The sequence below is a fragment of the Kribbella sp. NPDC051586 genome (genome assembly GCF_044453965.1).
Classification (GTDB): Bacteria; Actinomycetota; Actinomycetes; order Propionibacteriales; family Kribbellaceae; genus Kribbella.
Genome location: NZ_JBITDF010000005.1, coordinates 701,406 through 728,405, shown reverse-complemented (window position 1 = coordinate 728,405; position 27,000 = coordinate 701,406). Strand labels below are relative to the sequence as shown.

Below are 27,000 nucleotides of genomic sequence, written 5' to 3'. Positions count from 1 at the left end.
CGTGTCCGAGGCGTTGAGCAGGCGTGGGTTCCTGGGGGTGGCCGGCGCCGCCGGGCTGGCTGCGGTGGCCGGGTGTGGGGCGGACGGTGAAGCGGCGGCGCAGCCCAAGCAGGGCGGGCGGTTGCGGGCCGTGTACGCCGGGGGTGGGGCGAAGGAAGTGCTCGATCCGCACGTGCAGAGCCTGTTCGTGGACATCGCGCGGCACAAGGCGATCTACGAGAAACTGGTCGAGCTCGGGCCCGATCTGAAGCCGGTGCCGCGGCTGGCGTCGCAGTGGGAGCACGACGGGACGGCGACGACCTGGCGGTTCAGCCTGCGCGATGCGAGCTTCCACGACGGCGCGAAGCTGGTCGCCGAGGACGTGCTGTTCAGCCTCGCCCGGATCGCCGACCCGGCGGTCCCGGAGCGGGTCGCGCAGTCGTCGCTCGCGACGCTGGATCTCAAGCGCAGCCAGGCGATCAACCCGACAACGGTCGAGCTGGTGCTGACCGCGCCGAATGCGGAGTTCCCGGCCCTGCTCGCGGGCATCGGGACGCAGATCGTGCGGGACGGGTTCAACGATCCGACTCGGCCGATCGGCACCGGCGCGTTTCGGTTCGTCTCCTTCGAGGCAGGGCGCTCGATGGTCGCCTCGCAGTACGACGAGTATTGGGACGAGCCGGCGCGGATCGACGAGTTGCACATCCTCTCCGCCGACTCCGAGGCGCGCGCGAACGCAGTACAGGGCGGGCAGACGGAGTACGCGAACGACATGACCGCGACGTTCGCGCGGACGGCCGGGAAGACGGTGCGGGTCGTCGCCGCGAAGGCCAGCACGATGCAGGCGTTCGTGATGAAGGTCGATCGGCCGCCGTTCGACAACCCGGAGGTGCGGCTCGCGTTCAAGCTGCTCGCGGATCGGCAGCGGCTGGTGGACGTCGTACTCGCGGGGCGCGGTGAGGTGGGGAACGACCTTTTCGGCAAGGGATATCAGTACTACCCGGCCGATCTGCCCGCGCCCGGGAGGGACGTCGATCGGGCGAAGGCGTTGCTGACGAAGGCCGGGCTGGTGGGGAAGGAGATCGAGATCTTCACCGCTGATGCCTCGGCCGGGTTCGTGGAGGCGGCGACGTTGTTCGCCGAGCAGGTCGCGGAGGCGGGCGTGCGGTTGAAGGTGACGACGGGTAGTCCGCAGACGTACGCGAAGGACCTGTTGACGAAGGGTGCCATTGGCAACCATCGGTCGGGCGCGATGCCGATCCCGCAGTACATCACCGACCGGTTGCTGTCGCATTCGCCGTTCAACGTGACGCATTGGCGGCGGCCGGCGTTCGACGCCGGGTTCGCGGCGGCCCGGGCGGTGACGTCGGAGGAGGAGCGGTCGACCCGGTACGGCGTACTGCAGAAGACGTTGCGGGACGAGGGCGGGATCCTTGCGTGGGGCCTGCCGGACTATCTGGTCGCGGTGTCGGCCAAGGTGCAGGGTGTGCAGGCGGTGCCGCCGAACACGCTGGACCAGGGGCGGTTCGACAAGGTGTGGCTGGCCTGAATGGGGTCGTACGCCGTACAGCGGGCGCTGCTCGCTGTCGTTCAGCTGGCGGCGCTCTCGGTGCTGGTGTTCGTCCTGACGTCGTTGCTGCCGGGGGATGCGGCGGAGATGCGGTTCACGGAGACGCTGACTCCGGAGCAGGTTGCGCGGTTGCGGGGTGAGCTCGGGCTGGATCAGCCGGCGCTGGAGCGGTTCCTGCACTGGTTGGGGAATGTACTGACGGGTGACCTGGGTACGTCGCTGATCAGCGGGGGACCGGTGGCCGACATCGTGCGGTCGTCGATCGGTGCGACGTTGGTGCTGACCTTGGCGACCCTCGCGGTGGTGGTCCCGCTGGCTGTTGCCCTGGGCATCGTGATGGGCACCGGGGAGAACGGGCGGATCGACCGTGCGATCACGTCGGTCACATTGGCGTTGTCGGCTATCCCGGACTTCGTTGTCGCGGTTGTGCTGGTCGCGATCTTCTCGCTGCGACTCGGCTGGTTGCCTGCTACCTGGATCGGCGGGGATCTGCTGGCGTCGCCGGCGCTGTTGGTCCTGCCGGTCGCAGTTCTCCTCGGCCGGACGGTTTGCCTGCTGTCGCGCCAGGTCCGGGCCGGCACGATCAACGCCCTGCAGGCCGAGTACGTCGTACAGGCGCGACGGCTCGGGGTGCCGCGACGGCAGCTCTTGCTCCGTCATGTCCTGCCGAACGCTGCCGTACCAGGCGTCCAGGAACTGGCCCGGACGGGTGACACGCTGCTGGGCGGGGTCCTGGTCGTAGAGGCCATCTTCGCCATCCCCGGCTTCGCCACCGCGCTGGTTGACGGCGTCGAGACGCGAGACATCCCTACCGTCCAGGGCCTGACGCTGGTCCTGGCCGTCGCGGCGCTCCTCATCAATCTGACCGCAGATCTCGTCTGCAACCGCCTGGTCCCCCGAACGGCCCTCCTCCGATGAGGACGGGGGAGGAGGCCGGTCCGTCCCGGCGGCCTCGCCGCCGCGCGGTTGCCCGGCGGGTCGCGGTGGGTGTGTCCGTGGGTTTGCTGGTCGTGCCGTTGGCGGTCGCGATCTTCGGTCCTTTCCTGCCGCACAGCACGCGGGACGGACTGCCGTACTCGCCAGAGGGACTGTTGGGGACGGACGGACTCGGGCGGGACGTGTTCGGACTGTTGCTGGTGGGTGGGCGGACCGCCCTGGGGATGGCGCTCGGCGCGGTGGTGTTGGCGTACGTGGTGGGTGGAGTCGTCGGGCTGGTGGCGGCGTCGACTCGGCATCGGTGGTTGGACGAAGGTTTGATGCGGCCGCTCGACGTACTGCTGCCGTTGCCGTCGTTGCTCGTGATCAGCGTCGTCGCGGTTGGCTGGCGGGCGTCCGCGATGGCGATCACGGTTGCGGTCGCGATGACCAACGTGCCGACGGTCGCGCGGCTGGTTCGGGCGGCGGCGCTGGATGCCGCGAGTGGGCCGGTGGTCGAGGCGTTGCGCATGCAGCGCGAGTCGTGGTTCGCGATCCAGATCGGCTACATCGGACGTTCGGTGCTCGGCCCGGTGGCTGCGGACCTCGGCACGCGGATCACGCTCGCGGTCTTCCTGGTTGCCTCGGTCAACTTCCTCGGCCTGGGGCTCAGTCCGACGGCACCGGACTGGGCAGTCAGTGTGTCCCGCAACCGCGAAGGACTACTGCTCCAGCCGTGGTCGGTGCTGGCGCCGGCGCTCCTCCTCGTCTCGTTCACCCTGGGCTTCAACCTGCTGGCCGATCGTCTCGTGCACAGGTCTCGGCAGGTTGTGACCGCATGACGGTGGCGCGAGTCGACAACCTGAGGGCTACGGCGGGGTCGGCGATTCTCGTCGACGGCGTGTCGTTCGAGGTTGTCGCGGGTGAGGTGACGGCGCTCGTCGGCGCCTCCGGGACCGGTAAGACGACGTCAGCATTGGCGTTGCTGGGCGAGCACGGTGACGGCGTACGGCTCGATGGGCGGGTCGAGGTCGGCGGTGAGGTTGTTGTCGACAGCAACGGGCCGACGCCGGCCGACGTGCGTGGGCGGGTGGTTGCGTACATGCCGCAACATCCAGGCAGCGCCCTCAATCCGGCCCGGAGGATCGGTACGACGTTGCGCGAGCTCGCGAAGCTTCACGACGGCGATGTCGGGGAGGCTGTCCGCGCAGCGCAGTTGCCGGGCGACCGGGCGAGTCTGAAGAGGTTTCCGCATCAGTTTTCTGGCGGACAGCGGCAGCGGATCGCGCTGGCACAGGCCTTGACGTGCAGACCGCGGGTGCTGGTCCTCGACGAGCCAAGTACCGGTCTCGACTCGATCACCCGCCTGCAGTTGGTCCAGGAGCTGCGTGACTTGACTGCGACCGGCCTGGGGATCTTACTGCTCAGTCACGATCTCGACCTGGTGCGGGCGCTGGCGACCCGGGTCGTGGTTCTGGACGCGGGCCGAGTGGTCGCCGATGTACTCCCGCCGTCGCCCGACCTGCCCACCACGGGAACCTCGGCAGCCGGGCATCCGTTGCTAGAGGCAATGAGCCTGTCTGCTTCGCTGCGGCCCCGCGGCCGCGACGTCGTACTGCGTGACGTCGAGCTGAGAGTCCGCGCCGGCGCCTGCCTCGGGGTCGTCGGCCGCTCGGGCAGCGGTAAGACGACCCTCGCCCGCTGTCTCGCCGGCCTGCACGAACGCCATACCGGCCGCATCCTCCTCGACGGTGAGCCGCTCCCGGTGCTGCGCAATCGCACCCGCGAACAGAACCGCCGCGTCCAGTACGTCTGGCAGGAAGTGCGCGGCTCCTTCGACGAACGCCGTCCAGTCGACCAGCAGGTCGCCCGTACGGCGCAACGCCTCCGCGGCCTCCCAGTACAGCAAGCCCGAGAAGAAGCACAGGCCACCCTCGCGAGACTCGGCGTCGCCGCGATCACAGCGGGCCGCCCGCCGAGCCGGCTCTCCGGCGGCGAGCTCCAACGCGCCGCCCTCGCCCGGGCCGTGCTCGCGAACCCCGACGTACTCATCTGCGACGAGATCACCACCGCCCTCGACGACCGCGGTACGGCGCTCGTCCTCGACCTGCTGGGCGAACTGAAGGCCCGCGGTACGGCGCTGATCTGGATCGGGCACGACGTCGGCCTGGTCGCGGCCGCCGCGGATCAGGTCCTGGTCCTCGACGCGGGCCGCGTGGTCGAGCAGGGCCCGCCCTCGACCCTCACCACCGAACCACACCACGAACTGACCCGCCGGCTGGTCGCAGCCGCCCGGATCGGCAACCCGCACACTCCGCCCGTGCTGACCCTCGATACAGGATCTGACCCAAGGAGCGAACCGCGCCGATGACGCGACTGCACGACCACCTGGCGGAGGCCATCAAGGATCCCGATCCGATCCGCGTCCGGTCCTCGTCAGGGGACGACCTGATCTGTCTGCGGTTCGAGACCATGAAGGTGTACTCCGCCCTCGGCGCCGTCCGCCACCTGCTCGAGACCGGACGGGTACGGCGCGGTGACACGCTGATCGACAGCTCGAGCGGGATCTACGCGCACGCGCTCGCACTCGCCTGCCACCGGTACGGGATGAACTGCCACATCGTCGGCTCGACCACGGTCGACCGGACCCTGAAGATCCAGCTCGAGATCCTCGGCGCGACCGTAGAACAGGTCCCGTCGTCCACCAACCTCCAGCTCGACCAGAACCTCCGCGTCCGCCGGATCGGGGAGATCCTGCGCGCCAACCCGACATACCACTGGATGCAGCAGTACCACGACGACATCCACTACCTCGGGTACCGCGCGGTCGCGGATCTCGTGGCCGAGGTGGTGCCGGACGGAGCGCTCTGCCTGGTCGGCGGCGTCGGTACGGGCGCCTCGACCGGCGCGATCGCGGCGTACCTGCGCGAGCGTGGGCGGGACGTGAACCTGGTCGGGGTGCAGCCGTTCGGGAGCGTGACGTTCGGGGCCGGACACACGCAGGACCCGGAAATGATCATCGCGGGAATCGGGAGCTCGATCGAGTTCCGGAACGTGCGGCACGAGCTGTACGACCGGCTGCACTGGGTCTCGTTCGACTATGCGATGTCGGCCGCCGTCGACCTGCTCCGGACGTCGGGCGTGTTCGCGGGCTTGTCGGCGGGTGCGGCGTACCTGTCGGCGCTGTGGGAGCACAGCTGTGACCGTGGCCGCAGGCACGTGTTCCTGGCCGCGGACACCGGTACGCGGTACGTCGAGTCCGCTTTTGCCCGGCATGCCGAGGCGCGGCCGATGGCGTCGATGCGGCCGCGCGAGATCGACTCGCTGGCGGAGCTCTCCGTGCCGTGGTCGGCGATGTCTTGGGACCGCCGGGAGTCGGCGCAGGCTCACCGCAACCCCGAAAGGCTGGCCGATCTGCCATGACCGTTGCTGACCTCACCGCAGCAGTTCTCGCTGGTTCTCCTTCACCGGCGGACTTCAACGTCACCAGCGCCTTCTGGCTGCATCACACCACCCGGCTGCCGGGCGCGGATGTCACCTACCGGAACTACTACGTGCTGCTCCGCGTGGGGGAGGCCTTCGGCGCCTGTTCCTTCGAGGCAGGGGAGTTGGACCCGTCGTACTGCGCGGACACCTCGGGCCGGACGCTGGCCGACGTACTCACATCCGACGATCCGCTCCCGGTGCGGATCGCGGCGCTCGACGCCTACTTGGCCGCGGTCGAGCCTCACCACACGTCCGGGCAGGCCGAGGAGATCGTCCTCCCGGCCGGTACTCCGGACGTCCGGGCGCGCGCCCGCGATGCCGCGGTCGCCGGTCTCCTGGATGTTGCTGACGGCACTAAAGTCGCGCTGATCGGGGTGGTCAACCCGCTCGTCGACGCGATCACGGCGCGCGGCGGGATCTGCCTGCCGTGCGACTTCAACCTGCGCGAGACGGCGTCGGGTCTGCCGGTGTCCCGCGACATGACCGAGGTGATCGACGCGGCGGACGCGGTCGTCGCCACCGGCATGACGCTGTCCAACGGCAGCTTCGACGTACTCCTCACTCGTTGCCGCGAGCAAACGAAGCCGCTGGCGATCTACGCCCAGACCGGCAGCGCCGTGGCCCGCGCGTTCCTCGGCGACGGCGTCACCGCGCTGTCGGCCGAACCGTTCCCCTTCTCTCAGTTCAGCTCCCGCCCGAGCAGCCTCTACCGCTACCGGACGGATCGATGACCACGCTCGCACGCTCGACCGAAGTACCCGGAGATCTCCGGATGGCCAAGCGGTTGTGGCCGTTTCTGCTTGCCTCCGCGGTGGGACTGATCCCGTTCACCGTGTTCGGGATGTATCTGGTGCCGATCGCGGATACCGCGGGTGGCAGCGTGGCGGAGATCGGCGGGTTTCGCGGATTGGGAGGACTCGCGGCCTTGGCGGTGGGAGTGTTGCTGGCGCCGTTGATGGATCGGATGGCCAGGGAGTTGGTAGCTGCCGGCGGCCTTGCCCTGCTGGGGATCTCGGCCGCGTTGGGTGCCGTGGGCAATGTCTTCGCGCTGGCCGCGTTCTGTCTGTTGATCGGCACCTCGACGTCGGTCCTGGCGCCGTCGATCGGGGCCGCGGCGGCGGACCGGTTCCGATCGCCTGCGGCCGCCGCCCGCGCGGCGACGCTGGTGTCCGCCACGACTTCGGCGATGGCGATGCTGGCCGCGCCGGTGCTGGCCGGTCCGGGGCTGATCTGGGGCTGGCGGGGCAACCTGCTCGCCGCCTCGGCGATCTCATTGGCGCTGTCCGCGGCCTTCTTCTGGCGCGGCCGTGGGCGCAAGGCTCCACTTGGCAAGAACGCGCGGATGAGCTACCTGACGACGTACCGAGAGCTGGCCCGTGTCCCCGGCGCGCTCCCGCTGCTCGCGGTCGCCATGCTCCGGACGGCAGCCTTCATGGGGTACCTGGCGTACCTCGCCGCGTTCTACGACGACAAGTTCGACCTGCCTCCGGGCTGGTTCGCGCTCGTGTGGTCGCTGAGCGGTGCGTCGTTCTTCCTCGGCAATCTCTTCGCGGGGCGTTATCTCGCCACCGACCGCGCGTGGATCAGCCCCGAGAAACTGCTGCTCGGCGGCATCACCGTCGCCCTGATCGCGGTCGCGGCGTTCTACTTCTCGCCGACCCTGCCGCTCACGCTGCTGCTCACCGCGCTCATGGGCGCCGGCCACGCAACCGTCGCGGCCTGCGTCATGACTCTGCTGGTACGCCGCAGCGGCGACCTGCGGGGCTCCGCGCTGAGCGTCAACGCGGCCGGGATGAGCCTCGGCACATTCCTCGGCGCCGCGATCGGCGGGCTGGGCCTGGGCCTCGGCGGGTACCCCGGTACGGCGCTCGCCTTCGCCTCGATCACGCTCGTCGCGATGCTGTGTGCCCTCAGAGTTCAACGCCGGCAGTAAGGGTCAGGATCGGGGATTTGCCGGAGTCCTCACCGAGCCGTTCTCGATATATCGTTCCGTGTTATGGAGAATCTGCCCGACCGCCCGCACCCGCACGCGCACCTGCGGGCGTCCGACACCGATCGTGACCAGGTCGTCGACGTACTGCGGGACGCCCTGATGTCGGGCCGGTTGTCGCAGGACGAGCACGCCGAGCGCCTCGAGCAGACGTTGCAGGCCAGGACGCTGGGCGAGCTCGAGCCGATCACCCGCGACCTCGTCGTACCGGGTCAGGCTCAGCCGGTGCCGCTGCCCGTGACGCAGCCGTCGGTGTCGAACAGCCCGGTGCCGATCGAGGAGCCGGCCGACCCGAGCCAGAGCTTCGACACGATGGTGGCGATCTTCGGCGGCGGCGAGCGGACCGGCCGCTGGCGGGTGAAGCGGCGTACGAACGCGTTCGCGGTGTTCGGCGGGCACGATCTGGACATGACGAACGCGGTCTTCGAGGGCCGCGAGGTGACGATCTGGGCGTTCGCCGTGTTCGGCGGCATCGACATCACCGTCCCCGAGGGCGTCACGCTCCGCAACGAGGGCGTCGGCATCTTCGGCGGCTTCGGCGCCCGCGGCAGCGACGACCCGGACCCGAACGCGCCTACCGTCGTGGTGAAGGGCCTCGCGCTGTTCGGCGGCGTCGGCGGCCAGTCCTCGGCCAAGCGGCACGGCAAGAATCACAAGGGCAAGGGGCACCACGAGCTGCACTAATGCGCGTGCGGTCCGGGGCGCGGCCTCATAGCCTGCCGTCATGAGCGACTTCGTCCCAGCTGACTTCGACGTACCCCGGGAACTGATCACGCCGCGCTTCCGGCTGGAACCGCTCGGCCCGGAGCACAACGTCCCGGACCATGCCGCGTGGACGAGCAGCATCGAGCACATCCGGGCGACTCCCGGCTTCGGCGGCAGCTGGCCGCCGGTCGACGGAATGTCGCTGGAGTCCAATCTCGGCGATCTGAAGCGTCACGCCGAGGACTTCGTGCAGCGGCGCGGCTTCACCTTCACGGTGCTCGAGACCGGCGGTGACGTGATCGGCTGCGTGTACATCTATCCGTCGCGCAAGGATCCGAGCGTCACCGACGTCCGTTCCTGGGTGAGCGCCGACCGGGCCGAGCTGGACATCGCGCTGTACGAGGCCGTCAGCAACTGGCTGGCCGCGGACTGGCCGTTCGGACGAGTCGACTACGCGGTCAGATCCACGACTTGAACCACATCCGGCTGAGCCAGTCCGGGTGGGGGAGGACCTTGTCGGTCAGGATCGGCCAGATGTAGGCGAAGTTCAGCACGACGAGTACGACGAACGCGCCCGTCACCGCGCTGCCGATCAGCCGGCGCGGTGACGCCGTACCGAGGGCGGCACGGGCCGGGCCGAGGATCTTGCCGAGGATGAGAGCCACCGCCATCACGGTGAACGGGATCATCGTGACCGCGTAGAAGAAGAAGATCGGTCTGTCGTCGAACCCGAACCACGGCACCCAGCAGGTCACGAACCCCACGATCGGTACGCCGTACCGCCAGTCCCGCAGGCCGATCCAGAACACCAGGGCCGCGATCAGCGCGAGCGCGCCGCCCCACCACAGCAGCGGCGTACCCAGGGCAGAGATCACCTGCAGGCAGTTGGTCCCGGCCGGGGCGTTGCAGCCCGGCGTACCGGGTTTGATGTCGTTGACCGCGTCGAAGCCGATCGGGCGGGCGATGATCGGCCAGCCGGCCGGGTTCGACTGGTACGGATGGGTGGCGTGCTTGATGTAGTCGCCGGTGTGGAACGCGAGCACTTCCTTGTGGTACTCGAGCAGGGACCGGAAGTCGTCCGGCACGACCTTCATCACGCCGTGCGCCGGATTGCTCGCCGCCCAGTTGTGGTCGTACGCGTTGTCGTGCAGCAGCCAGCCTGTCCAGGTCGCGAGGTACGTGACGCCGGCGACCAGCACCAGGCTGACGAACGCCGGGATGCCGTCCACCAGCGCCGACTTCACGAACGCGAACCGCACACCGAGCGCACGTCGCGCGCCGAAGTCCCAGGCGAACGCGAGCACGCCGAACGCGGCGAGCGTCCAGACCGCGGACCACTTGGTGCCCAGCGCGAGGCCGAAGCAGATGCCGGCGGCGATGCGCCACGGGCGGATCAGGAGCCAGCGGCCGATCGTCCGGCGCTCGCCGTCGGCGGTCGGCTGGTCGAGGGAGTCCGCGTGCCGGCGACGGGTCCAGTCGCGGTCCGCGACCAGGCAGGAGACGGCCGCGACTAGCCAGAACGCGAGGAAGATGTCCAGGAGCGCGACCCGGGACATGACGAAGTGCAGGCCGTCGACCGCGAGCAGCAGGCCGGCGATCGAGCCGATCAGGGTGGAGCGCGTCATCCGGCGTACCGTCCGGATCACCAGCAGGACTGTCAGCGTGCCGAACAGGGCCGGCATGAACCGCCAGCCGAACGTGTTCATGCCGAACAGCTGCTCACCGGCCGCGATCATCCACTTGCCGACCTCGGGGTGCACGGTCAGGCTCGGGGTCGGCTTGAAGACGTCCAGGTTGCCGCTCAGGATCGCCTTGTCGGCGGCGCCCTCGGGCTGGTCGATGAACTGCCGCGCGTAGCCGAACTTGAGCAGGCTGAACGCGTCCTTGGCGTAGTACGTCTCGTCGAACACGAACTTCACCGGCGTACTGAGGTGCCAGAACCGCAGGATGCCCGCCATCAGCGTGATCGCGAGCGTCGCGATCCACCCGCCGTCGAAGTCCCGCGGCATGGCCGGGTACAGGCGCTCCTTGAGCGGCGGCAGCCGTCTCCCGAGCACGTCCCGCCCGAGCGTCTCCAGCCCCTCGCCGGCGTCGCTACGCCGCGCAGTCCCATCCTCGATCACAGCAGCCACGCCCGCCATCGTACGGACGCCCCGGTACCACCGCCTCCCCGCGGTTGTGGATAACCAGAACCAGCAGCGCCGAACCTCCTACAATCAGGCACATGAGCACGCCACGCGAGGAGCTGCACGCACTGATCGACTCGCTGTCTGACAGCGCAGCGGCCGAGCTGCTCCCAGAGCTTCGCCTGCTCAGGCTCCAGGCCGAAGCCCGCACCGAGCGGCCGCGCAAAGCTGGGACCTGGCCTCCGTCGTGGTTCGGGGCAGTGGAGGGCAGCCGGCCCGACCTGTCCGCACACATCGACGAGATCCTCGGTGCGGAGTTCGGACGACGCTCGAAGTGACCATTGTCGACAGCGGGCCTCTGGTCGCCGCCGCACTCGTGAGTGACATCAACCATCGGCGCTGCGTCGAGCTCTTCGCCTCGTTGCGCCTCAACCGCGAGCGGCTGGTGCTTCCGCCGTTCGTCGTGGCCGAAGTCTGTTATCTCCTCGCCCGCGAGGGCGGCTCGAAGCCGGAGGCGGCCTTTGTCCGGTCGCTGGCAACGGGAGATTTCACCGTTGCGCCGGTGACCGATGCCGGGCTCGAGCGCACCGCTGACCTGATCGAGCAGTACGCCGATCTGCCCCTCGGGATGACCGATGCGTCGGTGGTCACACTCGCCGAGCAGTTGGAAGTGGGCGAGATCGCGACACTGGATCGACGGCACTTCAGCGTGGTCCGACCACGGCACGTCGACGGTTTCACCCTTCTGCCATGACCGGGCGATTGGTGCTTGCGGGGACGCCTATTGGGGATGTTTCTGACGCTTCGGCGCGGTTGGGGCGGGTGCTGGCGGCGGCGGACGTGGTCGCCGCGGAGGACACGCGGCGGTTGCGGCGGCTGACTTCGGAGCTGGGGATCACCGTCGGTGGTCGGGTGATCAGCTACTTCGAGGGGAACGAGCGGGAGCGGACGCCGGAGCTGCTGCAGGCGCTGGTCGACGGGCAGACCGTGGTGGTGGTGACGGATGCGGGGATGCCAAGCGTCTCGGATCCGGGATATCGGTTGGTCGCGGCGGCGATCGAGGCGGACGTCCAGGTGACGGCAGTGCCGGGGCCGTCCGCGGTGCTGACGGCGCTCGCGCTGTCCGGGTTGCCGGTGGATCGGTTCACGTTCGAGGGGTTCCTGCCGCGCAAGCAGGGTGAGCGCGGGCGGCGGCTCGACGAGCTCAAGGACGAGCCCCGGACGATGGTCTTCTTCGAGGCGCCGCACCGGATCACCGCGTCCCTGGAGGCGATGCGCGACGCGTTCGGCGCGGATCGGCGTACGGCGGTGTGCCGGGAGCTGACCAAGACGTACGAAGAGGTGAAACGCGGTCCGGTCGACGAGCTCGTGACGTGGTCGAAGGACGGCGTACGCGGCGAGATCACGATCGTCGTCGCCGGCGCAGACCCGGACAAGATCGTCACCCCGCAGGACCTCGCCCGCGAGGTGGCGAAGGACGAGGAAGCGGGCACCCACCGCAAACAAGCGATCGCTGACGTCGCCAAGCGCTTCAACGTCCCGAAACGGACGGTGTACGACGCCGTCCTAGCCGCCCGAGACCCTGGTAAATAGCATTCGCGCGCCCCACTACGCTTGAGTCATGTCCGAGAAGGCCTATTACGTCACCACCCCGATCTACTACGTCACGGCCCCGCCGCACATCGGCAGCGCCTACACGACGGTGGCCGGGGACGTCCTGACGCGCTGGCACGCGCAGCGCGGCGAGCGCAAGTGGTACCTGACCGGTACCGACGAGCACGGCGAGAAGGTGATGCGCAGCGCCGAGGCGCAGGGCATGACGCCGCAGGCGTGGACGGACAAGCTGGTCGAGGAGGCCTGGAAGCCGGCCTGGGTGGACGTCGACATCGCGTACGACGACTTCATCCGGACCACCGAGCAGCGCCACACCGAGCGGGTCCGTGAGTTCTGGCAGACGCTGTACGACAAGGGCGACGTCTACAAGGGCGAGTACGAGGGCCTGTACTGCGTGGGCTGTGAGGAGTTCAAGCTCCCCGCGGACATCCGGACCGACGAGGACGGCACGCAGCGGTGCATGATCCACGGCACCGAGTTGGAGACGGTCTCGGAGACCAACTACTTCTTCCGGCTCTCGGCGTACGCCGACAAACTGCTGGAGCTGTACGACGAGCAGCCGGACTTCGTCGCGCCCGCCAGCGCCCGCAACGAGGTGATCGCGTTCGTCAAGCAGGGCCTGCAGGACCTGTCGATCACCCGCTCGACCTTCGACTGGGGCATCCCGGTGCCGTGGGACGAGGACCACGTTCTGTACGTCTGGATCGACGCGCTGCTCAACTACGTGACGGCGGCGGGCTACGGCACCGACCCGAAGCGGTTCGAGGAGTTGTGGCCGGTCGACGTGCACCTGGTCGGCAAGGACATCCTCCGGTTCCACGCGGTGATCTGGCCGGCCATGCTGATGGCTGCCGGGGTCGCCGTGCCTCGCCAGGTGTTCGCGCACGGCTGGCTGCTGGTCGGCGGCGAGAAGATGAGCAAGTCGAAGCTGACCGCGATCGCGCCGCACGAGATCACCGACCACTTCGGCTCGGACGCCTTCCGGTACTACTTCCTGCGCACGATCCAGTTCGGATCGGACGGCTCGTTCTCGTGGGAGCACCTGAGCGCGGTCTACACCTCCGAGCTCGCGAACGGCCTGGGCAACCTGGCCAGCCGGATCGCGGCGATGGTCGGCAAGTACTTCGACGGCGTGCTGCCGGAGCCGACCGACCACGGACCGGCCGAGCAGGCGCTCGCGGACAAGCTCGCGCAGACGGTGGCGACCGCGGACAAGGCCCTGGACACGCTCGCCTTCCAGGACGCGCTCGCCGCGATCAACGAGCTGGTCGGCGCCGTGAACGGGTATGTCACCGAGCAGGAGCCGTGGAAGGTCGCGAAGGACGATTCGCAGCGGGACCGACTCGCGACGATCCTGTACTCCGCGGCCGAGACGCTGCGCGCGGTCGCCGTACTGCACAACCCGACGATGCCCAAGTCGTCCGCGAAGCTCTGGGAGCTGCTCGGTGCAGAGGAGAAGCTGGGCGCGCTGAAGGATCAGCGGGTGCAGGACGCCGGCACGTGGGGCCAGCTGCCGGCCGGCGCGACGCTGACGAAGGGCGATCCGCTCTTCCCGCGGCTTGAAGAGAGCTGATTGCAAACAAACTGACGCCGTCGTCCGGGAATGCCGGGCGGCGGCGCAGCCTTTTCTTGTAGCAACAACCAATTCGAGGAGGCTGTCGCATGTGGGCTGTGGTGTTCGAGGAGTACGGCGATCCTGAGGTACTGAAGCTGCAGGACGTGCCGGAGCCGCACGCCGGTCCGGGGCAGGTGCGGATCAAGGTGCAGGCGGCCGGCGTGAACCCGTACGACACCAAGATCCGCCGCGGCTTCACCAAGGACTTCGCGCCGGCGAAGTTCCCGGCGATCCCGGGGTTCGAGGTGGCCGGCGTGGTGGACGAGGCCGGGGACGGCGCCGAGTTCGCGATCGGCGACGAGGTCGTCGGCTGGTCGGTCGGCGGTTCGTACGCCGAGTACGCGCTCGCCGGCAATGTGACGCGCAAGCCGGCGGGCCTCGGGTGGGAGCAGGCGGTCGGCGTACCGGTAGCCGGCGAGACCGCGCAGCGGGTGCTCGATCTGCTCGGTGTGAAGCCGGGCGAGACGATCCTGATCCACGGTGCGGCCGGTGCGGTCGGCTCGGTCGCCGTACAGCTCGCTGTGGCGGCCGGTCTCACGGCGATTGGTACGGCGTCCCCCGCGAACCACGACTACCTGCGCTCGATCGGCGCGGTCCCGGTGGCCTACGGCGACGGTCTGCTCGAGCGGGTCCGCGAGGCCGCGCCGCAGGGCGTCGACGCGGTGTTCGACACCGCCGGCATGGGCGGTCTCGAGGAGTCGATCGAGCTCCGGGGCGGCACCGACCGGATCGTCACCATCGCCGACTTCGGCGCGGCCGAGCTCGGTATCCAGGTCTCCGGCGGCGGCACAGGCACCCCCGACGAGGTCCGTGCCGCCCTCGACGCCCAACTCCAGGCGGCCGCCGACGGCAAGCTCACGATCCGGATCGCCGACACCTTCGGCCTGCCCGACGCGAACAAGGCCCAGGCCCTGAGCGAGTCCGGCCACGCCCGCGGCAAGATCGTCGTACTGCCTCAGGCGTAGGCGAACCGGGACTGCGGCGTTGGTACGTCGTCTACCCGTGGGTCCCAGCGATCGACGAAGTTGACTCCGGGCGGGACCTCGATGGATTTCGTCGAGGTCCAGCCGCGGGTGAGGGTCGGGAAGTCTGGCACGTCCGGGTGGTAGTGCGGCTTGCCGGTGCCGAGGAGGTCGCGTGCCATCGGTGCGCTGCGTGCCTGGTACCGGAAGTCGGCCGACAGCCGTAGCCGCTTGGTCCGGTTCGGCATCGCGCCGTGCACGGTCAGGCTCCCGAACAGCAGTACGTCGCCCGGCTGGTACGACGTCGTACGCCACTCCGGATCGTTCTCGTCGGCCTCGGCCCGCATCATCCCCGGCCCGTCGGACGCTTTCACGGGCAGTACGCCGAGACGCGGCGACCCGGCGTACACCCGCAGCCCGCCGATCTCGGGCGGCGCCGGGCTCAGCGGGAGCCAGGTGGTCAGCGTGTCGACGCACCCTTGGATGAACCGGTAGTCCTGATGGATCGGTGTCGGATTCGCCCCCGGCGACGGCGGCGCGATCCGGCAGATATGCGCCGGATGCGCGAACGCCTCCTCACCCAGCAACTGCGAGGCGACCCCGATCAACTCCGGCCGTACGGCGAGCTCGTGGAACGCCTGCGTGCTCTGGATCGCCGTATAAGCACCGAAGAACCCCGCCGACCCCTCCTCGACAGCCCGCCCCGAAGCCACCAACTCCCGCGGATCCGCATCCCGCGCCAACCAGTCACTGTCGTACAAGATCCGCGCCAGCTGCTCATGCACATCGGTGACCACCTCAACCGGCAACAACCCCCGAAAGAACAGGTAGCCATCCGTCCCAAGCCGCTGCCGCAGTACGGCGTCGTCCGCCCGATCGGCGTACGAGTCGGTCAGTTCCTTCATTTGAGTAGTCGCGAGTAAGCCGCCGCCTTCAGGGCAGGGAACGGCGACTCCCTCCTTTCGGAGATCAGGGACTGTCGGTCCCGACTGATTGGGTGGATCTCGTGTCCCGGTTCCGGTTGTTCGCGAGGGTTTCCGTATCGTCGGATCCCAGGCAACGCGTGTCAGTAAGTTGAACCGCAAGTGGGCGCAGGTGCTGGTGCCGAAGGTCGGTTGGGTGCGGTTCCGACTCTCTCGTCCTGTTCCCGAGGCGAAGTCCTACCGCATCACCTCCGATAGAGCAGGTCGCTGGCATCTTGCGTTCGCGGTCATCCCGCCACCGATCCCCGCGCCCGGCACTGGCGCAGTCGTCGGGGTGGACCGCGGCGTCAAGGTGTCGGCAGCCCTCTCGACGGGAGAACTCCTGACGTGCCCTAGCTGGTCCGTGACAGAGCAGGCCCGGCTTACCTCGTTGCAACGCCGCCTGGCCCGCTGCCGTCGCGGCTCCAGACGGTCTGCACGAGTCAAGGTTGCGATCGCGAGGCTGTATGCACGCGCGACAGACAGACGTAAAGACTGGGTGGAGAAGACCAGCACCGACCTCGTTTTGCGGTTCGATGTGATCCGTGTGGAGGCGCTGCGCATCGTCTCGATGACCAGACGTCCCAAACCCAAGCCCGACGTCGAACAGCCCGGTAGGTATCGGCCGAACCGTCGACGCGCGAAGGCCGGGCTCAATCGAGGGATACTTGCCAACGGTTGGGGGCTGCTTGTGCGTCGACTGAAGGACAAGGCGACCAGCCGGGTCGAGCTGGTCGATCCCGCCTACACATCTCAGACCTGCGCTGTTTGCGGCCATTGCGCATCGGACAACCGCGAGAGCCAAGCGGTGTTCCGATGCCGAGACTGCGGCCACCGAGCGCACGCAGATGTGAACGCGGCAATCAATATCGCGGCCGGACGGGCCGTTAGTGCACGTGGAGAGGCGCCTTCCTTGGTCTCCATGAAGCGTGAACCTCAACTCACTACCCTCCTGTAGTGGTTGGAATCTCCGGCCTTCGTGGCCAGGGAGGACGTCAATTGTCGTTTCCGATCTTGTCCATGGCGGCGGCGATGTCCTGGACAGGGGTCTTGTCGAGGAAGAGGTCGTTGGCGGCTTTGTTGATCTCGGTGACCTTCGAGGTCCAGCCGTCGGCGATCGGGAGGTTGACGGTGGAGCCGGCGGCCGAGTCGAGGAAGGGTTTGACGTCGATGCCCTTCTTCTGCCAGAAGGCCTGGTAGCCGGCGCCGGCGTCGGTGAGGGCCGGGATGATGTAGCCGGCGTCGCCCATCAGCCGCTGTGCCTTCTCGGTGCCGAGGAACGCGACCAGCTTGCCGGCCTCGTCCGGGTGCTTGGTCTTGGCGAACATCGCCTCGGCCAGCCCGTTGATCACGACGGTGCGCCCGGCCGGTCCGGCCGGCATGGCCGCGACCCCGATCGGGAACTTCACCTCGGGCAGCGCGAACGGCAGCAGCGCGTTGTTCGCCGGGAACATCGCGACCTCGCCGCGGTAGAACATCTCGGTCGCCTGCCCGGTCGGCGGGTTGGTCCGGGTGCCGTCCGGCGACACCTTCCACTTGAAGATCAGGTCACGCGCGAACTGCAGCGCCTCGACCGACTTCTGCCCGGCGAAGTCGAACGTCCCGTACGGCTTGTCCATCGCGTGGCCGCCGTTCGAGGCGATCCAGTTCAGCCACTGGGTCTGGTTGTGGTTCCACGAGCAGAAGCCCCACTGCTTCGGGCCGACGGTCAGCTTGCGGGCGACCTCGAGGAAGCTGCCGGAGCCGTCCGGCGCCCAGGTCAGCTCGGCCGGCATCGTCACGTCGGCCTTCTTGAACAGGTCCTTGTTGTACAGCAGCCCGACGATGCCCATGTCCTTCGGCATCCCCAGTTGCTTGTCCTCGAACTTGTACGACTGCACGACGTTCGGGTTGTACGCGTCGAGCTTCAGCCCGGCCTTCGAGATCAGGTCGTCCAGCGGCGCCAGCACACCCTTGCCGGCGAAGTCCGGGAAGTAGTCGACGGTCAGCCAGAACACGTCCGGCGCCTTGCCGCTGGCCAGCTCGGTGGTGAGCTTGGTCCAGTACTGGTCCCAGGGCAGGACCTCCATCCGGACCGTGATGTCCGGGTTCTCCTTGGTGAACTCCGCGAAGACGGCCTTGTAGCCGACCTCCTGCTGCTCGTCCCACAGGCGGTAGACGAGCTCGACCTTGCCGCCGCCGCTGCTCGCCTTGTCGTTCGACGAGCCGCAGCCCGCGAGGGCGAGCACGCTTCCGGCGCCGATCAGAAAAGTCCTCCTGGACAAAGACATGAGAGCCTCCGAACTACTTGAGCCCGGTAACAGCGACCGAGCGGACGATGAAGCGCTGGAAGACGATGAACAGGACCAGCAGCGGCGCCAGCGCGATCAGGCTGCCGGCCATCACGGCGTTGTAGTCGACGCCGATCTCCCCCTTGAACAAGGCGATCCCGACCGACAGCAACCGCTTGTCCTCGCTGCTGGTGATGATCAGCGGCCAGAGGAAGCTGTTCCAGTTGGCGACCACGGCGAGCGTGGTCACGGTGACCAGGATCGGTTTCGACAACGGCAGCACGATCGACACCAGCGTCCGGACCCGCCCGGCGCCGTCGATCCGGGCGGCGTCCTCGAGATCCGCGGGAATACCGCGGAAGAACTGGCGGAGCAGGAAGATCGCGTACGGCGTGCCGAGCATCGTCGGCAGCATCAGGCCGGCCCAGGTGTCGACCAGGCCGAGCTTCTGCATCATCAGGTACAGCGGGATCATCGTGACCACCGGCGGCACCATCAATGTCGACAGATAGACCCAGAACAACGCGTCCCGGCCGGGGAACGACAGCCGCGCGAAGGCGTACGCCGCCAGTACCGCGAACACGACCTGGCCGAGGGTGATCCCGGCGGTGACGAGCGTCGTGTTGACCAGGTAGCCGCCGAAGCCGGACGCGAACAACCGGTGGAACGCCGCCGTACTGGGTGGCACCCCGGGCTGCCACGGCATCGTCTCCGACAGTTGCCCGGGGCCCTTGAAGGCTGTCAGCACGGTCAGGAAGTACGGGAAGATCGCGAGTACGCAGCCGGCCACCAGGACGGCGTACACGAAGACGCGCAGTTTCATCCGGACACCTCGTAGGTCGTACGGCGTTCGAAGTACACGAACTGGGAGAGCGTCGCGATCAGCACCACGGCGAACAGCAGCACCGAGATCGTCGAGGCGTAGCCGAAGTCGAACTTCTTGAACGCCTCGTCGTAGATCAGGTACGTCGTCACCTCGGTGCTGTCACCGGGACCGCCCTCGGTCATCACGAAGATCGTGTCGAAGGCCTGGAACGAGCCGATCACGTTGGTGATCAGCACGAACAGCATCGTCGGCCGCAGCAGCGGCAGCGTGATCGTGAAGAAGTGCGCGACCGGGGACGCGCCGTCCAGGGACGATGCCTCGCGCAACGACGGCGGGATGTTCTGCAGTCCGGCCAGGAAGAACAGCATGTTGTACCCGGCGAACTGCCAGATGTGGACCGCGGCCACGCTCGGCATCGCGAGCACCGGGGACGACAGCCACGCCGGGCCGTGCACGCCGAACAGGCCGAGGAACTGGTTCAGCGCGCCGCGGCCGGGGTCGAAGATCCAGCTCCAGACGAGGCCGAGGGCAACAGGTGTCGCCATCCACGGGATCACCAGCAACGCGCGGAAGTACTTCATCCCGCGGAGCTTGCGGTCGACCAGGAGTGCGAGCAGCAGCGAGAGGATCGTCGTACCGGGCACGCAGATGACCACGTAGTACAGCGTGACCAGCAGCGAGTGCCAGACATCGGAGTCGGTGAACAGCTTGCGGTAGTTGGCCAGTCCAATGAATTCCGGGGTCGACAGCAACTTCCAGTCGAAGAGGCTGAGCACCAGGACGATCACCACCGGGGCGAGCAGGAAGCCGAGTACGCCGACCAGGCTCGGCGCGAGCAGGGCGTACGCCGCGGCCGTCTGCTTGCGGGCCCCGATGCGGCGGGCGCGGTGGGGCGCGGGCCTAAGCATCGGGATCCTTCAACGGGTGCGGCCGCGGCGAGCTCGGGACGAGCAGTTCGCGGGTGCGATCCAGACCCCAGCGGTCGAGCTCGCCGATGGGATCGCTGGACATCCGCAGACCAGGACCCTCGGAGATATGTTCTGCCCAGATCTCCCGCTCCTGGACGTCGGGCCGCACGATCAGGCAGTCGGAGTCGTTCGCCCACCACCGGCCGTGCAGGAACTCACGCGCCACCGACGTGGACCGCGCGCCGCGCTGACCCGGCTGACTGATGTCGCCGGACGGCGGCTCGACCAGCGGATCGGTGTCGGGGGAGATGCGCATGCAGTCGACCAGTCCGAGACTCGGCAGGATCGGGGCGCCGCAACCGTGCAGGATCCGGTTGGGTCCGACGGCCTCCCGCAGCAGCCGCAGCCCGTGCCGGTACGCCGCGATGCCGTCGAGCTGCTCGTGGCGTTCGCCGTCGATCGCCCCGGCGTACACGAAGTCGAGCTTGAAATGGTCGTACCCCTGCCGGCACAGCTCGGTGAAGACGTCCTGGATGTGCCGCGCCGCGCCGGGATGGGTTACGTCGAGGACCAGTTGCTCCTGGCCCCAGTTGGTGCCGGCGTTGATCCCCGGGACGAGCCACTCCGGATGTTTGCGGGCGGTCTCGCTACCGCTGCCGACCAGGAACGGTGCTACCCAGATACCTGCGCGGCGACCGCTCGACCGGATGTCGGCGGCGAGACGGACCGTCGATCCGAAGTCGTCGCGCGGCGTCAACCAGTCGCCGATCGCGGCCTGGTATCCCTCGTCGAGCAGGACCAGGTCGACGCTGAGATCGTGCTGGTCGAACTGGCGGACCTCGGCCATCACGTCGCGCTCGGTGACCTTGCCCCAGTACGCGTACCAGCTGCACCACGACGGACCGAAGACGCGGACAGGCGGCGCGCCGGCGGCGAAGAGGTCGGCCCAGTCGGCGAGCGCCTGGTTCGGGTTGGCGTGCTTGCTTGTCGTCACGTGGATCTGCCCGTCGGCCGAGATGATCAGCCGGTCATCGTGAACCTCGGCGCGGATCGACGGGACCGCGTCAGGGGTGCTCGCGGCAACGATTGTGACCTCGGTGCCGGTCGCGACTGCGAGCAGACCCTCGCCCTGGAACCGGCCCGCATTCACGCCCGGGCGGTAGGCCATCACGTGATGGTTCGGGGCGGTCGGCCGCGGCGGGGACGCGTCGAGGCGGTACCAGCCGCTCGGGCTCCAGGACTGCCAACCGTGCTCGAAGACCAGCGTGGAGGCGTCGTACTCGAGCTCGGCGACGGGGGCGAAGGGCACGGATCACTCGATTCTTCGGGTGCAGGATCTTGCTAATCTTGGAGCCCTTACGAGGGGATCCACCATGACGGAGCCTGCTGACTTCGAGCACGATCTTGCTACCCAGGTCCTGATCGAGCTGTACAGCGAGATCCCGCCGCCGAGCAAACTGGTGACCGGTCATTTCCACAGCGGCGGCGACTACCGCGTCGTCCGGCCGGACGGCGTGGGCAGCTGGTACCTGCTGTACACCGCGTCCGGGACGGGCCGGTACCTCATCGGCGAGAACAGGCTGACCCTGCGCCACGGCGACGTCGTACTGGTCAGCCCGGGTACGCCGCACGACTACGGGACCGTCGGCACGTACTGGGAGTCCTGGTGGGCGCATTTCCAGCCGCGGCGTGAGTGGCACGCGTGGTTGTCGTTGCCACAGGCAATGCCGGGGTTGTCGTACGTGCGGCTGACCAGGTCGTCGGAGACCGACCGCGTGGTGTCGGCGTTCGACCGGCTGCACCGGGATGCGCAGCGGGCCGGCCTGTCCCCGACCGGCGACACCGAGCTGCATCTGCTGGAGAAGAGTGTCGCGACCGAGCTGACCATGAACGGCATCGAGGAGGTGCTGCTGACCGCGGTCGCCAGCCTCCGCCGGGAGACGCAACACCTGGATGCCCGGGTGCATCTGGTGCTCGAGGCAATCACCGCCGACCCGGCCCGGCCGCACACGCTGACCTCACTCGCCGGCCTCGCCCAGGTATCGGTCTCCCGCCTCGCACATCTGTTCAAGGAGCAGGTCGGCGACTCGATCATGAACGTCGTACTGGCGCTGCGTCTGCAGCGCGCCGCCGAGCTTCTCGGCGCCACCGACATGTCCGTCGCCCAGATCGCCGCAGCGGTCGGCTTCGACTCCCCGCACTACCTCAGCCGGCAGTTCGGCCGCCGCTACGGCATCTCGCCGACCGCTCATCGAGCCAAGGTCAGGAACCCGGAGCTAGAGCTATATTGAGCTCGGTCGCGGCCGCGTAGTCGGCGCCGCCGGCCAGCCCGACCAGCCGCACATAGCGGGCCGTCGTACCGGCAGGGAGTCGGGCGATCTTTGCGTCGACGCCGCCGTCCCACGCGCCCGTCGTCACCGAGGTGAAGGTGACCCCGTCGGTGCTCGTCCGGACGTCGTACGACGAGATCCGGCCGTTCGGCACGTCGGCGTCCTGGCGCGGTGTGTAGACAAGCGCCTCGATCGCGCGCGACGTCTTCAGATCGAGGGTGATGTACTGCGGCAGCGGTGCGTGCGGGCTCCAGTTCGAGTGCCACATCGTCGTGCAGTTGCCGTCGATCGCCGCCGCCGCGCTGTAGGCGGGGGAGCCCTGGCTGGTGGCCGTCGCCGTCATCTCACTCTGCGGCAGCAGGTCCAGCGGACCGAACGGGCCGTCGGCCGGCGGTGGCGTACCGGGGATCGCGGTCACCCGGCCGAGACTGGGGGCCTTGAGCAATGGATGGGTGCGAAGATAGTTGAGGAAGACCTCCTGGCCCATCTTCGGTGCCCGGGTCAGGCCGGTGAACTGCTGGAACCCCGGATACCCGTACTGCGCTCCGTGCAACGGCATCGCGGCGCTCGTCGTCACGCGGTACGTCTTGTCGAGGTCCAGTGGCTTCCCGTTGATCAGGACCTTCGCCGGATCGACCCGGTCGCCGACGGGTCTGCCCAGGTCGTAGGTGTAGCGGAAGTTCGCCGAGGTCGCGAGCGCGGACAGCCGGGTGCAGCCGTACGCCGGTGGGATCCACTGCTGCTCGAGGACGGCCTCGACCGTGGAGCCCTTCATCGAGAGCGTGGTGATCGGCGAGATCCCGGCGACGGGCCACGCATCGCCGTACGTCACCGTGCCCGCCTTCAGCCCGGCGGCGATGACGTCGACGCCGAGATCGGCCGGTACCAGCGCGAAGTCGCCGTCGGCTTCTGCTTTGTAGAGGTCGGCGACCAGGTTGCCGGTACGGCTCTCGGCCTTCGGCGCGAAGTCGAGGTCGCGGTCCAGCTTCGTGAGCGGTTGCGCCTGCCGGGCGGTCCACTTGTTCATCCAGTACTTCACGATCTTCTGGATCTTCGGGTCGGGCGTCAGGTCCTTGGTGATGGCGTGGTTGGTCGCGGTCGTCGCGGACCGGATCACCTCACCGGTCGCCGGATCGAGCTCCAGGTTCACCTCGCCGAGCACGCGGCCGTGGTTGCTTGCCTCGAGCACCGGCCGCGGTACGCCGTTCGGGTCCGGGATCATGCAGTTGAACGCGGTGTGCCAGTGGCCGCCGAGGATCACGTCGATGTCCGGCGACATCGCGCGGGCGGCATCGAAGATCGGACCGGTCGGCTCCTTGCACTCGTCGTACAGCCCGCCCTGCTGACCGCCCTCGTGCATGCTGACCACGATCGCGTTGACGCCTTGGGCCTTGAGCGCGGCCGCGGCCCGGTTCGCCGCCTCCACCACGCCTTGGAACTCGAACCCGGAGCCCTTGATCGACAGCGTCTCGGTCGGCGTACCGGGGAAGCCGAGTCCGATGAACCCGATCCGCTGCGATCCGGCCTTCGCGATCCAGTACGGCGGCAGCACCGGTCGCTTGGTCCGCGGGTCGACGATGTTGGCCGCGTGGTACGCGTAGTCGGTGCCGTGGAAGTTGCGGCCGGTGGAGTCCTTGAAACAGCTGTCGAAGCCGGGCTTGCCGTAGCAAGCGCCGGTCGTCATCCGGCGCAGGAACGGGAATTCGCGGTCGAACTCGTGGTTCCCGGCGACGTCGAAGTCCATCCCGAACGCGTTCAGCACCTCGATGGTCGGCTCGTTCGCGAACGCCTGCGTGTAGTCGGGCCAGCCGCTGAACTGGTCGCCCGAGCCGATCAGGAAGCTGTTCGGCTTCCTCAGCTCGTCGATATGCGCTTTGAGGTAGCCGGCGCCGCCGACCTGCTGCGTGCCGGAGGGGCCCGCGATGGTCAGGTTCTCGGTCTCCGACAGGTAGCCGTGGAGGTCGGTCAGGCTGAGGATCTGCACGGCGATGGGCGGGGGCGTCGTCGCGGTGTGTAGCGCTCCTGCGACGAGGCTTAGGGCGGCGAGAATTGCGCTGATCCGGGGCATCGGCTGCTCCTGTCGGTCGGGCGGAACCGAGACGCAAATTACTGGGCCGCGGTCGGCGCGAACATGGCCTTGGATGCTGACTTCCTGCACGATCCGGCTGACGCTTTTCTACAAGCGCATGGGGAATGGGAACCGTACGGTCAGGGGTAGAGAGGAGTTTGACCATGACTGGATATGACGCAGTGGCCGAGATCGACATCGATGCGCCGGCCGCGCAGGTCTGGGAGGTCCTGACCAGCCCCGAGAAGTTGAAGGAGCTGTGGTTCGGGGCCGAGGTCGAGACGGACTGGCAGGTAGGCAGCCCGATCACCTGGTCGGGCGAATGGGAAGGCAAGCCCTACCAGGACAAGGGCGAGATCCTCGCCGTAGAGCCCGAGCGCCTACTGAAGCTGACCCACTTCAGCCCCCTCACCGGCCAACCCGACGTACCGGAGAACTACCACACCCTCACCTACGAGCTGACCGGCAGCACCCACCTCAAACTCACCCAGGACAACAACGCCACCGAGGACGAGGCCAAACACTCCCAGTCCATGTGGGAGACGCTCGTAGCCAAGGTGAAGGAGGCCGCTGAGGCCGGATAGCGGGTTGTTTGATGAGTGGCCTGTTATTGCGCGCTAGCCGTGACATAACCCGCTATCGAGGCAGGTTGTGAGCGGCCGATCGCGCGGTGGATGCGGTTGAGGAGGTTGGAGGGCCGGGCGAGGTCGGACCAGCGGACGCGGACGACCTGATATCCCAGGTCGCGCAGGTCGTCCTCGCGCACCTTCTCGGCGATGAGCGCCTGCCGGCCGCCGTCGCCGTACTTGACGTCTCCGTCGAACTCGACGATCACGCCGTACTGCGCGAACAAGAAGTCGACCCGCGCGACCAGCGAGCCGCTGCCGTCCCGGATCTCGGCCTGGGCCAATGGCGCGGGCAGACCGAGATCCGCCAACAGGGCCCTGAGCCGCGACTCCCCGACAGACTCGGACCGGGCGTCGCCGAAGCGCACCGCCCGGGTCGCGGTGCTGATGCCGCGCCGGCCGGTGAACAGTTCGAGGGCTGCGGCCAACTGGTGGGCTGTTGCGATACGCAACCGCAGCGCCTGGTCGACGACGGAGACCGCAACGGGATAGCTGGTCGCCCGAATGGTCTCCACGACAGCCCGTGGGCCTGCAGTCGTCCGTACGCCGTCGACCTCGGCCCGCGCGTCGACCGGTGGCCGAGGCGAGTGCTGGCAGACCGCAGCACCAGACCGGCCCGCGCCGACGAGCCTGGTCAGATGTACTCGGCGCAGATCGAGATCCGAGACACGAATCCCGAGCAGGAGCAACGCCGACTGATGGCTTACGACCGCCCGACCGCGCAACCGGTGGTACACAGCGCTCGCGGTACGCACATGCAACCAGGTATCCCGCTCCCAGGCCGGCATCGCCTCGACCGCGGGTCCCGACTCGGCGTACGCGCCCCGAGTCAGATGCACCCACCGCCCCGACACCACCTCCCGACGGAGATCGGCATCGGAGTAGCCGGCGGCGATCGCATCCCGCCGCGAGAACCATCCGCCCCGCCTGGCAGCCACAACCTGAAGTCTCACGTCCATGTCCACAACATGCCGCGAACTCACCCGCTCACCGGGCCCGATCTTCGGACCTGTGGATAGCGGGTCGATCACCGGTTGTTTCGCCGCTGACCGCTTGTAAGCCGCCACCGGCGAAACAACCCGCCAGTGAGTCGGGTGGGGTCAGTAACCTAGGCGGCATGTCTGATGGTGTGGAGGTGAATCGGCCGACTCGGGAGCGGGCTGCGATCGGGGAGGACGGGCGGTCGCGGGATCGGAGTCGGCCGGCGGTGCCCGATCCGTTGCCGATGAGTGTGGTCGACGCGCACTGCCATCTCGACATCGCGGACGGCGAGGACGGTGCGTGGTTGAGCCCGGCGGAGGCGATCAAGCTCGCGTCGTCCGTCGGCGTGACGCGGATCGTGCAGGTCGGGTGCGATCTGCCGGGCGCGGTGTGGGCGGTCGAGGCGGCATCGCAGTACCCGAACCTGATCGCGGGCGTGGCCCTGCACCCGAACGAAGCGCCCAAGCTGAAGGAGGCCGGCGAGCTGGACAGCGCGCTCGCCGAGATCGAGCGGCTGGCGTCGAGCTCGGACAAGGTCCGGGTGATCGGTGAGACCGGGCTCGACTACTTCCGTACCGGTGAGGACGGGCGTACGGCGCAACACGAGTCGTTCGCCGCGCACATCGAACTGGCCAAGCGCCTGGACAAGACGCTGATGATCCACGACCGCGACGCGCACGAGGACATCCTGCGCATCCTGGACCGCGAAGGCGTGCCCGACCGGCTCGTCATGCACTGCTTCTCCGGCGACACCGAGTTCGCCCGCGAGTGCGTGAACCGCGGCGCCTTCCTGAGCTTCGCCGGCGTAGTCACCTTCAAGAACGCCCAGTCCCTCCGCGACGCCCTCGCCGTCACCCCACTCGACCGCATCCTCGTCGAGACCGACGCCCCGTACCTGACGCCGTCCCCGTACCGCGGCAAGCCGAACGCGTCGTACCTCATCCCCCACACCGTCCGAAAGATGGCCGACGTCCTCAACATCTCCGTCCCCGAACTCTGCACCGCCCTCAACACCAACGCCAACCACGCCTTCGGCGGCCCTTGGTAACCGTTCGGCCGTTACCCTG

At 68.3% G+C, this 27,000-nt stretch carries 26 protein-coding genes; 18 read left to right on the top strand and 8 right to left on the bottom strand.

Annotation, left to right across the window (positions count from 1 at the left end):
- Nucleotide 1 precedes the first annotated feature (1 nt).
- From ACIA58_RS37165 to ACIA58_RS37125, 9 genes are all read left to right on the top strand, one after another.
- A complete protein-coding gene (locus tag ACIA58_RS37165) occupies nt 2-1,528 on the top strand; it encodes an ABC transporter substrate-binding protein (protein ID WP_396408542.1) in 1,527 nt (508 codons plus the stop codon).
- Nucleotides 1,529-2,467 (top strand): ABC transporter permease, encoded by a 939-nt coding sequence (locus ACIA58_RS37160; RefSeq protein ID WP_396408541.1) that lies wholly within the window; start codon nt 1,529-1,531, stop codon nt 2,465-2,467.
- The gene (locus ACIA58_RS37155; protein ID WP_396408540.1) at nt 2,464-3,306 is read left to right on the top strand and encodes an ABC transporter permease; all 843 of its coding nucleotides are present in this window, start codon (nt 2,464-2,466) and stop codon (nt 3,304-3,306) included. The genes ACIA58_RS37160 and ACIA58_RS37155 overlap by 4 nt, the downstream gene beginning before the upstream one ends.
- On the top strand, nt 3,303-4,835 hold the full coding sequence (locus ACIA58_RS37150; protein WP_396408539.1) for an ABC transporter ATP-binding protein: 1,533 nt from the start codon (nt 3,303-3,305) through the stop codon (nt 4,833-4,835). The genes ACIA58_RS37155 and ACIA58_RS37150 overlap by 4 nt, the downstream gene beginning before the upstream one ends.
- Entirely contained in the window at nt 4,832-5,887 is a 1,056-nt protein-coding gene (locus ACIA58_RS37145) for a pyridoxal-phosphate dependent enzyme (protein ID WP_396408538.1), read from the top strand. Before ACIA58_RS37150 ends, ACIA58_RS37145 begins: the two co-directional genes overlap by 4 nt.
- On the top strand, nt 5,884-6,681 hold the full coding sequence (locus ACIA58_RS37140) for a Rossmann-like domain-containing protein (protein WP_396408537.1): 798 nt from the start codon (nt 5,884-5,886) through the stop codon (nt 6,679-6,681). Before ACIA58_RS37145 ends, ACIA58_RS37140 begins: the two co-directional genes overlap by 4 nt.
- The gene (locus tag ACIA58_RS37135; protein WP_396408536.1) at nt 6,678-7,883 is read left to right on the top strand and encodes an MFS transporter; all 1,206 of its coding nucleotides are present in this window, start codon (nt 6,678-6,680) and stop codon (nt 7,881-7,883) included. Before ACIA58_RS37140 ends, ACIA58_RS37135 begins: the two co-directional genes overlap by 4 nt.
- Nucleotides 7,884-7,946: 63 nt before the next feature.
- Nucleotides 7,947-8,624, top strand: coding sequence for a DUF1707 domain-containing protein (locus tag ACIA58_RS37130; RefSeq protein WP_396408535.1), 678 nt, complete (start codon nt 7,947-7,949; stop codon nt 8,622-8,624).
- A gap of 40 nt (nt 8,625-8,664) precedes the next feature.
- Entirely contained in the window at nt 8,665-9,120 is a 456-nt protein-coding gene (locus ACIA58_RS37125) for a GNAT family N-acetyltransferase (protein WP_396408534.1), read from the top strand.
- Here ACIA58_RS37125 and ACIA58_RS37120 read toward each other — a convergent pair.
- Nucleotides 9,104-10,654 carry a dolichyl-phosphate-mannose--protein mannosyltransferase gene (locus ACIA58_RS37120; RefSeq protein WP_396408719.1) on the bottom strand — a complete coding sequence of 517 codons (1,551 nt, stop codon included), beginning with the start codon at nt 10,652-10,654 and terminating at the stop codon, nt 9,104-9,106. The genes ACIA58_RS37125 and ACIA58_RS37120 overlap by 17 nt on opposite strands.
- A gap of 215 nt (nt 10,655-10,869) precedes the next feature.
- On the opposite strand from ACIA58_RS37120, the gene ACIA58_RS37115 reads away from it, so the two are divergent.
- The 5 genes from ACIA58_RS37115 (at nt 10,870) to ACIA58_RS37095 (ending at nt 14,965) form a co-directional block, all read left to right on the top strand.
- Nucleotides 10,870-11,109 (top strand): hypothetical protein, encoded by a 240-nt coding sequence (locus ACIA58_RS37115; RefSeq protein ID WP_396408533.1) that lies wholly within the window; start codon nt 10,870-10,872, stop codon nt 11,107-11,109.
- Nucleotides 11,106-11,525, top strand: coding sequence for a type II toxin-antitoxin system VapC family toxin (locus ACIA58_RS37110; protein WP_396408532.1), 420 nt, complete (start codon nt 11,106-11,108; stop codon nt 11,523-11,525). The genes ACIA58_RS37115 and ACIA58_RS37110 overlap by 4 nt, the downstream gene beginning before the upstream one ends.
- Nucleotides 11,522-12,364: a 16S rRNA (cytidine(1402)-2'-O)-methyltransferase gene (gene rsmI, locus ACIA58_RS37105; protein WP_396408531.1), complete on the top strand. Its 843-nt coding sequence runs from the start codon at nt 11,522-11,524 to the stop codon at nt 12,362-12,364. Before ACIA58_RS37110 ends, rsmI begins: the two co-directional genes overlap by 4 nt.
- A 28-nt stretch (nt 12,365-12,392) precedes the next feature.
- On the top strand, nt 12,393-13,958 hold the full coding sequence (gene metG, locus ACIA58_RS37100) for a methionine--tRNA ligase (protein WP_396408530.1): 1,566 nt from the start codon (nt 12,393-12,395) through the stop codon (nt 13,956-13,958).
- Nucleotides 13,959-14,047: 89 nt separating this feature from the next.
- Nucleotides 14,048-14,965, top strand: a complete 918-nt coding sequence (locus tag ACIA58_RS37095; RefSeq protein WP_396408529.1) for an NADP-dependent oxidoreductase — start codon at nt 14,048-14,050, stop codon at nt 14,963-14,965.
- Here the strand turns inward: ACIA58_RS37095 and ACIA58_RS37090 are convergent.
- Nucleotides 14,956-15,867, bottom strand: coding sequence for a phytanoyl-CoA dioxygenase family protein (locus ACIA58_RS37090; RefSeq protein WP_396408528.1), 912 nt, complete (start codon nt 15,865-15,867; stop codon nt 14,956-14,958). The two genes, ACIA58_RS37095 and ACIA58_RS37090, sit on opposite strands and share 10 nt — an antisense overlap.
- Before the next feature lie 169 nt (nt 15,868-16,036).
- Here ACIA58_RS37090 and ACIA58_RS37085 point away from each other — a divergent pair, with 169 nt between their 5' ends.
- A complete protein-coding gene (locus ACIA58_RS37085; protein ID WP_396408527.1) occupies nt 16,037-16,882 on the top strand; it encodes an RNA-guided endonuclease InsQ/TnpB family protein in 846 nt (281 codons plus the stop codon).
- A 37-nt stretch (nt 16,883-16,919) separates the two neighbouring features.
- Here the strand turns inward: ACIA58_RS37085 and ACIA58_RS37080 are convergent, their stop codons facing one another.
- Genes ACIA58_RS37080 through ACIA58_RS37065 form a run of 4 tightly spaced genes read right to left on the bottom strand, consistent with a single transcriptional unit; the run spans nt 16,920 to nt 21,237 of the window.
- Complete coding sequence (locus ACIA58_RS37080; protein ID WP_396408526.1) at nt 16,920-18,194, bottom strand: ABC transporter substrate-binding protein; 1,275 nt, start codon at nt 18,192-18,194, stop codon at nt 16,920-16,922.
- A gap of 13 nt (nt 18,195-18,207) precedes the next feature.
- Entirely contained in the window at nt 18,208-19,017 is an 810-nt protein-coding gene (locus tag ACIA58_RS37075; RefSeq protein WP_396408525.1) for a carbohydrate ABC transporter permease, read from the bottom strand.
- On the bottom strand, nt 19,014-19,928 hold the full coding sequence (locus tag ACIA58_RS37070) for a carbohydrate ABC transporter permease (RefSeq protein ID WP_396408524.1): 915 nt from the start codon (nt 19,926-19,928) through the stop codon (nt 19,014-19,016). The genes ACIA58_RS37075 and ACIA58_RS37070 overlap by 4 nt, the downstream gene beginning before the upstream one ends.
- A complete protein-coding gene (locus ACIA58_RS37065) occupies nt 19,921-21,237 on the bottom strand; it encodes a glycoside hydrolase family 36 protein (RefSeq protein WP_396408523.1) in 1,317 nt (438 codons plus the stop codon). The genes ACIA58_RS37070 and ACIA58_RS37065 overlap by 8 nt, the downstream gene beginning before the upstream one ends.
- A gap of 64 nt (nt 21,238-21,301) precedes the next feature.
- Between ACIA58_RS37065 and ACIA58_RS37060 the strand changes: the two genes are divergently transcribed.
- Complete coding sequence (locus ACIA58_RS37060; protein ID WP_396408522.1) at nt 21,302-22,219, top strand: helix-turn-helix domain-containing protein; 918 nt, start codon at nt 21,302-21,304, stop codon at nt 22,217-22,219.
- Here ACIA58_RS37060 and ACIA58_RS37055 read toward each other — a convergent pair.
- A complete protein-coding gene (locus ACIA58_RS37055) occupies nt 22,191-24,326 on the bottom strand; it encodes a discoidin domain-containing protein (protein ID WP_396408521.1) in 2,136 nt (711 codons plus the stop codon). The two genes, ACIA58_RS37060 and ACIA58_RS37055, sit on opposite strands and share 29 nt — an antisense overlap.
- Before the next feature lie 164 nt (nt 24,327-24,490).
- Here ACIA58_RS37055 and ACIA58_RS37050 point away from each other — a divergent pair, with 164 nt between their 5' ends.
- A complete protein-coding gene (locus tag ACIA58_RS37050; protein WP_396408520.1) occupies nt 24,491-24,910 on the top strand; it encodes an SRPBCC domain-containing protein in 420 nt (139 codons plus the stop codon).
- Between the two features lie 23 nt (nt 24,911-24,933).
- Here the strand turns inward: ACIA58_RS37050 and ACIA58_RS37045 are convergent, their stop codons facing one another.
- Nucleotides 24,934-25,890 (bottom strand): type IV toxin-antitoxin system AbiEi family antitoxin domain-containing protein, encoded by a 957-nt coding sequence (locus ACIA58_RS37045; protein ID WP_396408519.1) that lies wholly within the window; start codon nt 25,888-25,890, stop codon nt 24,934-24,936.
- 179 nt (nt 25,891-26,069) lie between these two features.
- Here ACIA58_RS37045 and ACIA58_RS37040 point away from each other — a divergent pair, with 179 nt between their 5' ends.
- The gene (locus ACIA58_RS37040) at nt 26,070-26,981 is read left to right on the top strand and encodes a TatD family hydrolase (RefSeq protein WP_396408518.1); all 912 of its coding nucleotides are present in this window, start codon (nt 26,070-26,072) and stop codon (nt 26,979-26,981) included.
- The last annotated feature ends 19 nt before the right edge of the window (nt 26,982-27,000 follow it).

Excerpts from the sequence above, each read along its gene's own strand:
- rsmI (WP_396408531.1), top strand. The coding sequence starts at position 11,522 with ATGACCGGGCGATTGGTGCTTGCGGGGACGCCTATTGGGGATGTTTCT.
- ACIA58_RS37150 (WP_396408539.1), top strand. The coding sequence starts at position 3,303 with ATGACGGTGGCGCGAGTCGACAACCTGAGGGCTACGGCGGGGTCGGCG.
- ACIA58_RS37070 (WP_396408524.1), bottom strand. The coding sequence starts at position 19,928 with ATGCTTAGGCCCGCGCCCCACCGCGCCCGCCGCATCGGGGCCCGCAAG.
- ACIA58_RS37125 (WP_396408534.1), top strand. The coding sequence starts at position 8,665 with ATGAGCGACTTCGTCCCAGCTGACTTCGACGTACCCCGGGAACTGATC.
- ACIA58_RS37050 (WP_396408520.1), top strand. The coding sequence starts at position 24,491 with ATGACTGGATATGACGCAGTGGCCGAGATCGACATCGATGCGCCGGCC.
- ACIA58_RS37080 (WP_396408526.1), bottom strand. The coding sequence starts at position 18,194 with ATGTCTTTGTCCAGGAGGACTTTTCTGATCGGCGCCGGAAGCGTGCTC.
- ACIA58_RS37075 (WP_396408525.1), bottom strand. The coding sequence starts at position 19,017 with ATGAAACTGCGCGTCTTCGTGTACGCCGTCCTGGTGGCCGGCTGCGTA.
- ACIA58_RS37145 (WP_396408538.1), top strand. The coding sequence starts at position 4,832 with ATGACGCGACTGCACGACCACCTGGCGGAGGCCATCAAGGATCCCGAT.
- metG (WP_396408530.1), top strand. The coding sequence starts at position 12,393 with ATGTCCGAGAAGGCCTATTACGTCACCACCCCGATCTACTACGTCACG.
- ACIA58_RS37055 (WP_396408521.1), bottom strand. The coding sequence starts at position 24,326 with ATGCCCCGGATCAGCGCAATTCTCGCCGCCCTAAGCCTCGTCGCAGGA.
- ACIA58_RS37155 (WP_396408540.1), top strand. The coding sequence starts at position 2,464 with ATGAGGACGGGGGAGGAGGCCGGTCCGTCCCGGCGGCCTCGCCGCCGC.
- ACIA58_RS37120 (WP_396408719.1), bottom strand. The coding sequence starts at position 10,654 with ATGCCGCGGGACTTCGACGGCGGGTGGATCGCGACGCTCGCGATCACG.
- ACIA58_RS37090 (WP_396408528.1), bottom strand. The coding sequence starts at position 15,867 with ATGAAGGAACTGACCGACTCGTACGCCGATCGGGCGGACGACGCCGTA.
- ACIA58_RS37140 (WP_396408537.1), top strand. The coding sequence starts at position 5,884 with ATGACCGTTGCTGACCTCACCGCAGCAGTTCTCGCTGGTTCTCCTTCA.
- ACIA58_RS37160 (WP_396408541.1), top strand. The coding sequence starts at position 1,529 with ATGGGGTCGTACGCCGTACAGCGGGCGCTGCTCGCTGTCGTTCAGCTG.
- ACIA58_RS37060 (WP_396408522.1), top strand. The coding sequence starts at position 21,302 with ATGACGGAGCCTGCTGACTTCGAGCACGATCTTGCTACCCAGGTCCTG.
- ACIA58_RS37115 (WP_396408533.1), top strand. The coding sequence starts at position 10,870 with ATGAGCACGCCACGCGAGGAGCTGCACGCACTGATCGACTCGCTGTCT.
- ACIA58_RS37040 (WP_396408518.1), top strand. The coding sequence starts at position 26,070 with ATGTCTGATGGTGTGGAGGTGAATCGGCCGACTCGGGAGCGGGCTGCG.
- ACIA58_RS37135 (WP_396408536.1), top strand. The coding sequence starts at position 6,678 with ATGACCACGCTCGCACGCTCGACCGAAGTACCCGGAGATCTCCGGATG.
- ACIA58_RS37130 (WP_396408535.1), top strand. The coding sequence starts at position 7,947 with ATGGAGAATCTGCCCGACCGCCCGCACCCGCACGCGCACCTGCGGGCG.
- ACIA58_RS37095 (WP_396408529.1), top strand. The coding sequence starts at position 14,048 with ATGTGGGCTGTGGTGTTCGAGGAGTACGGCGATCCTGAGGTACTGAAG.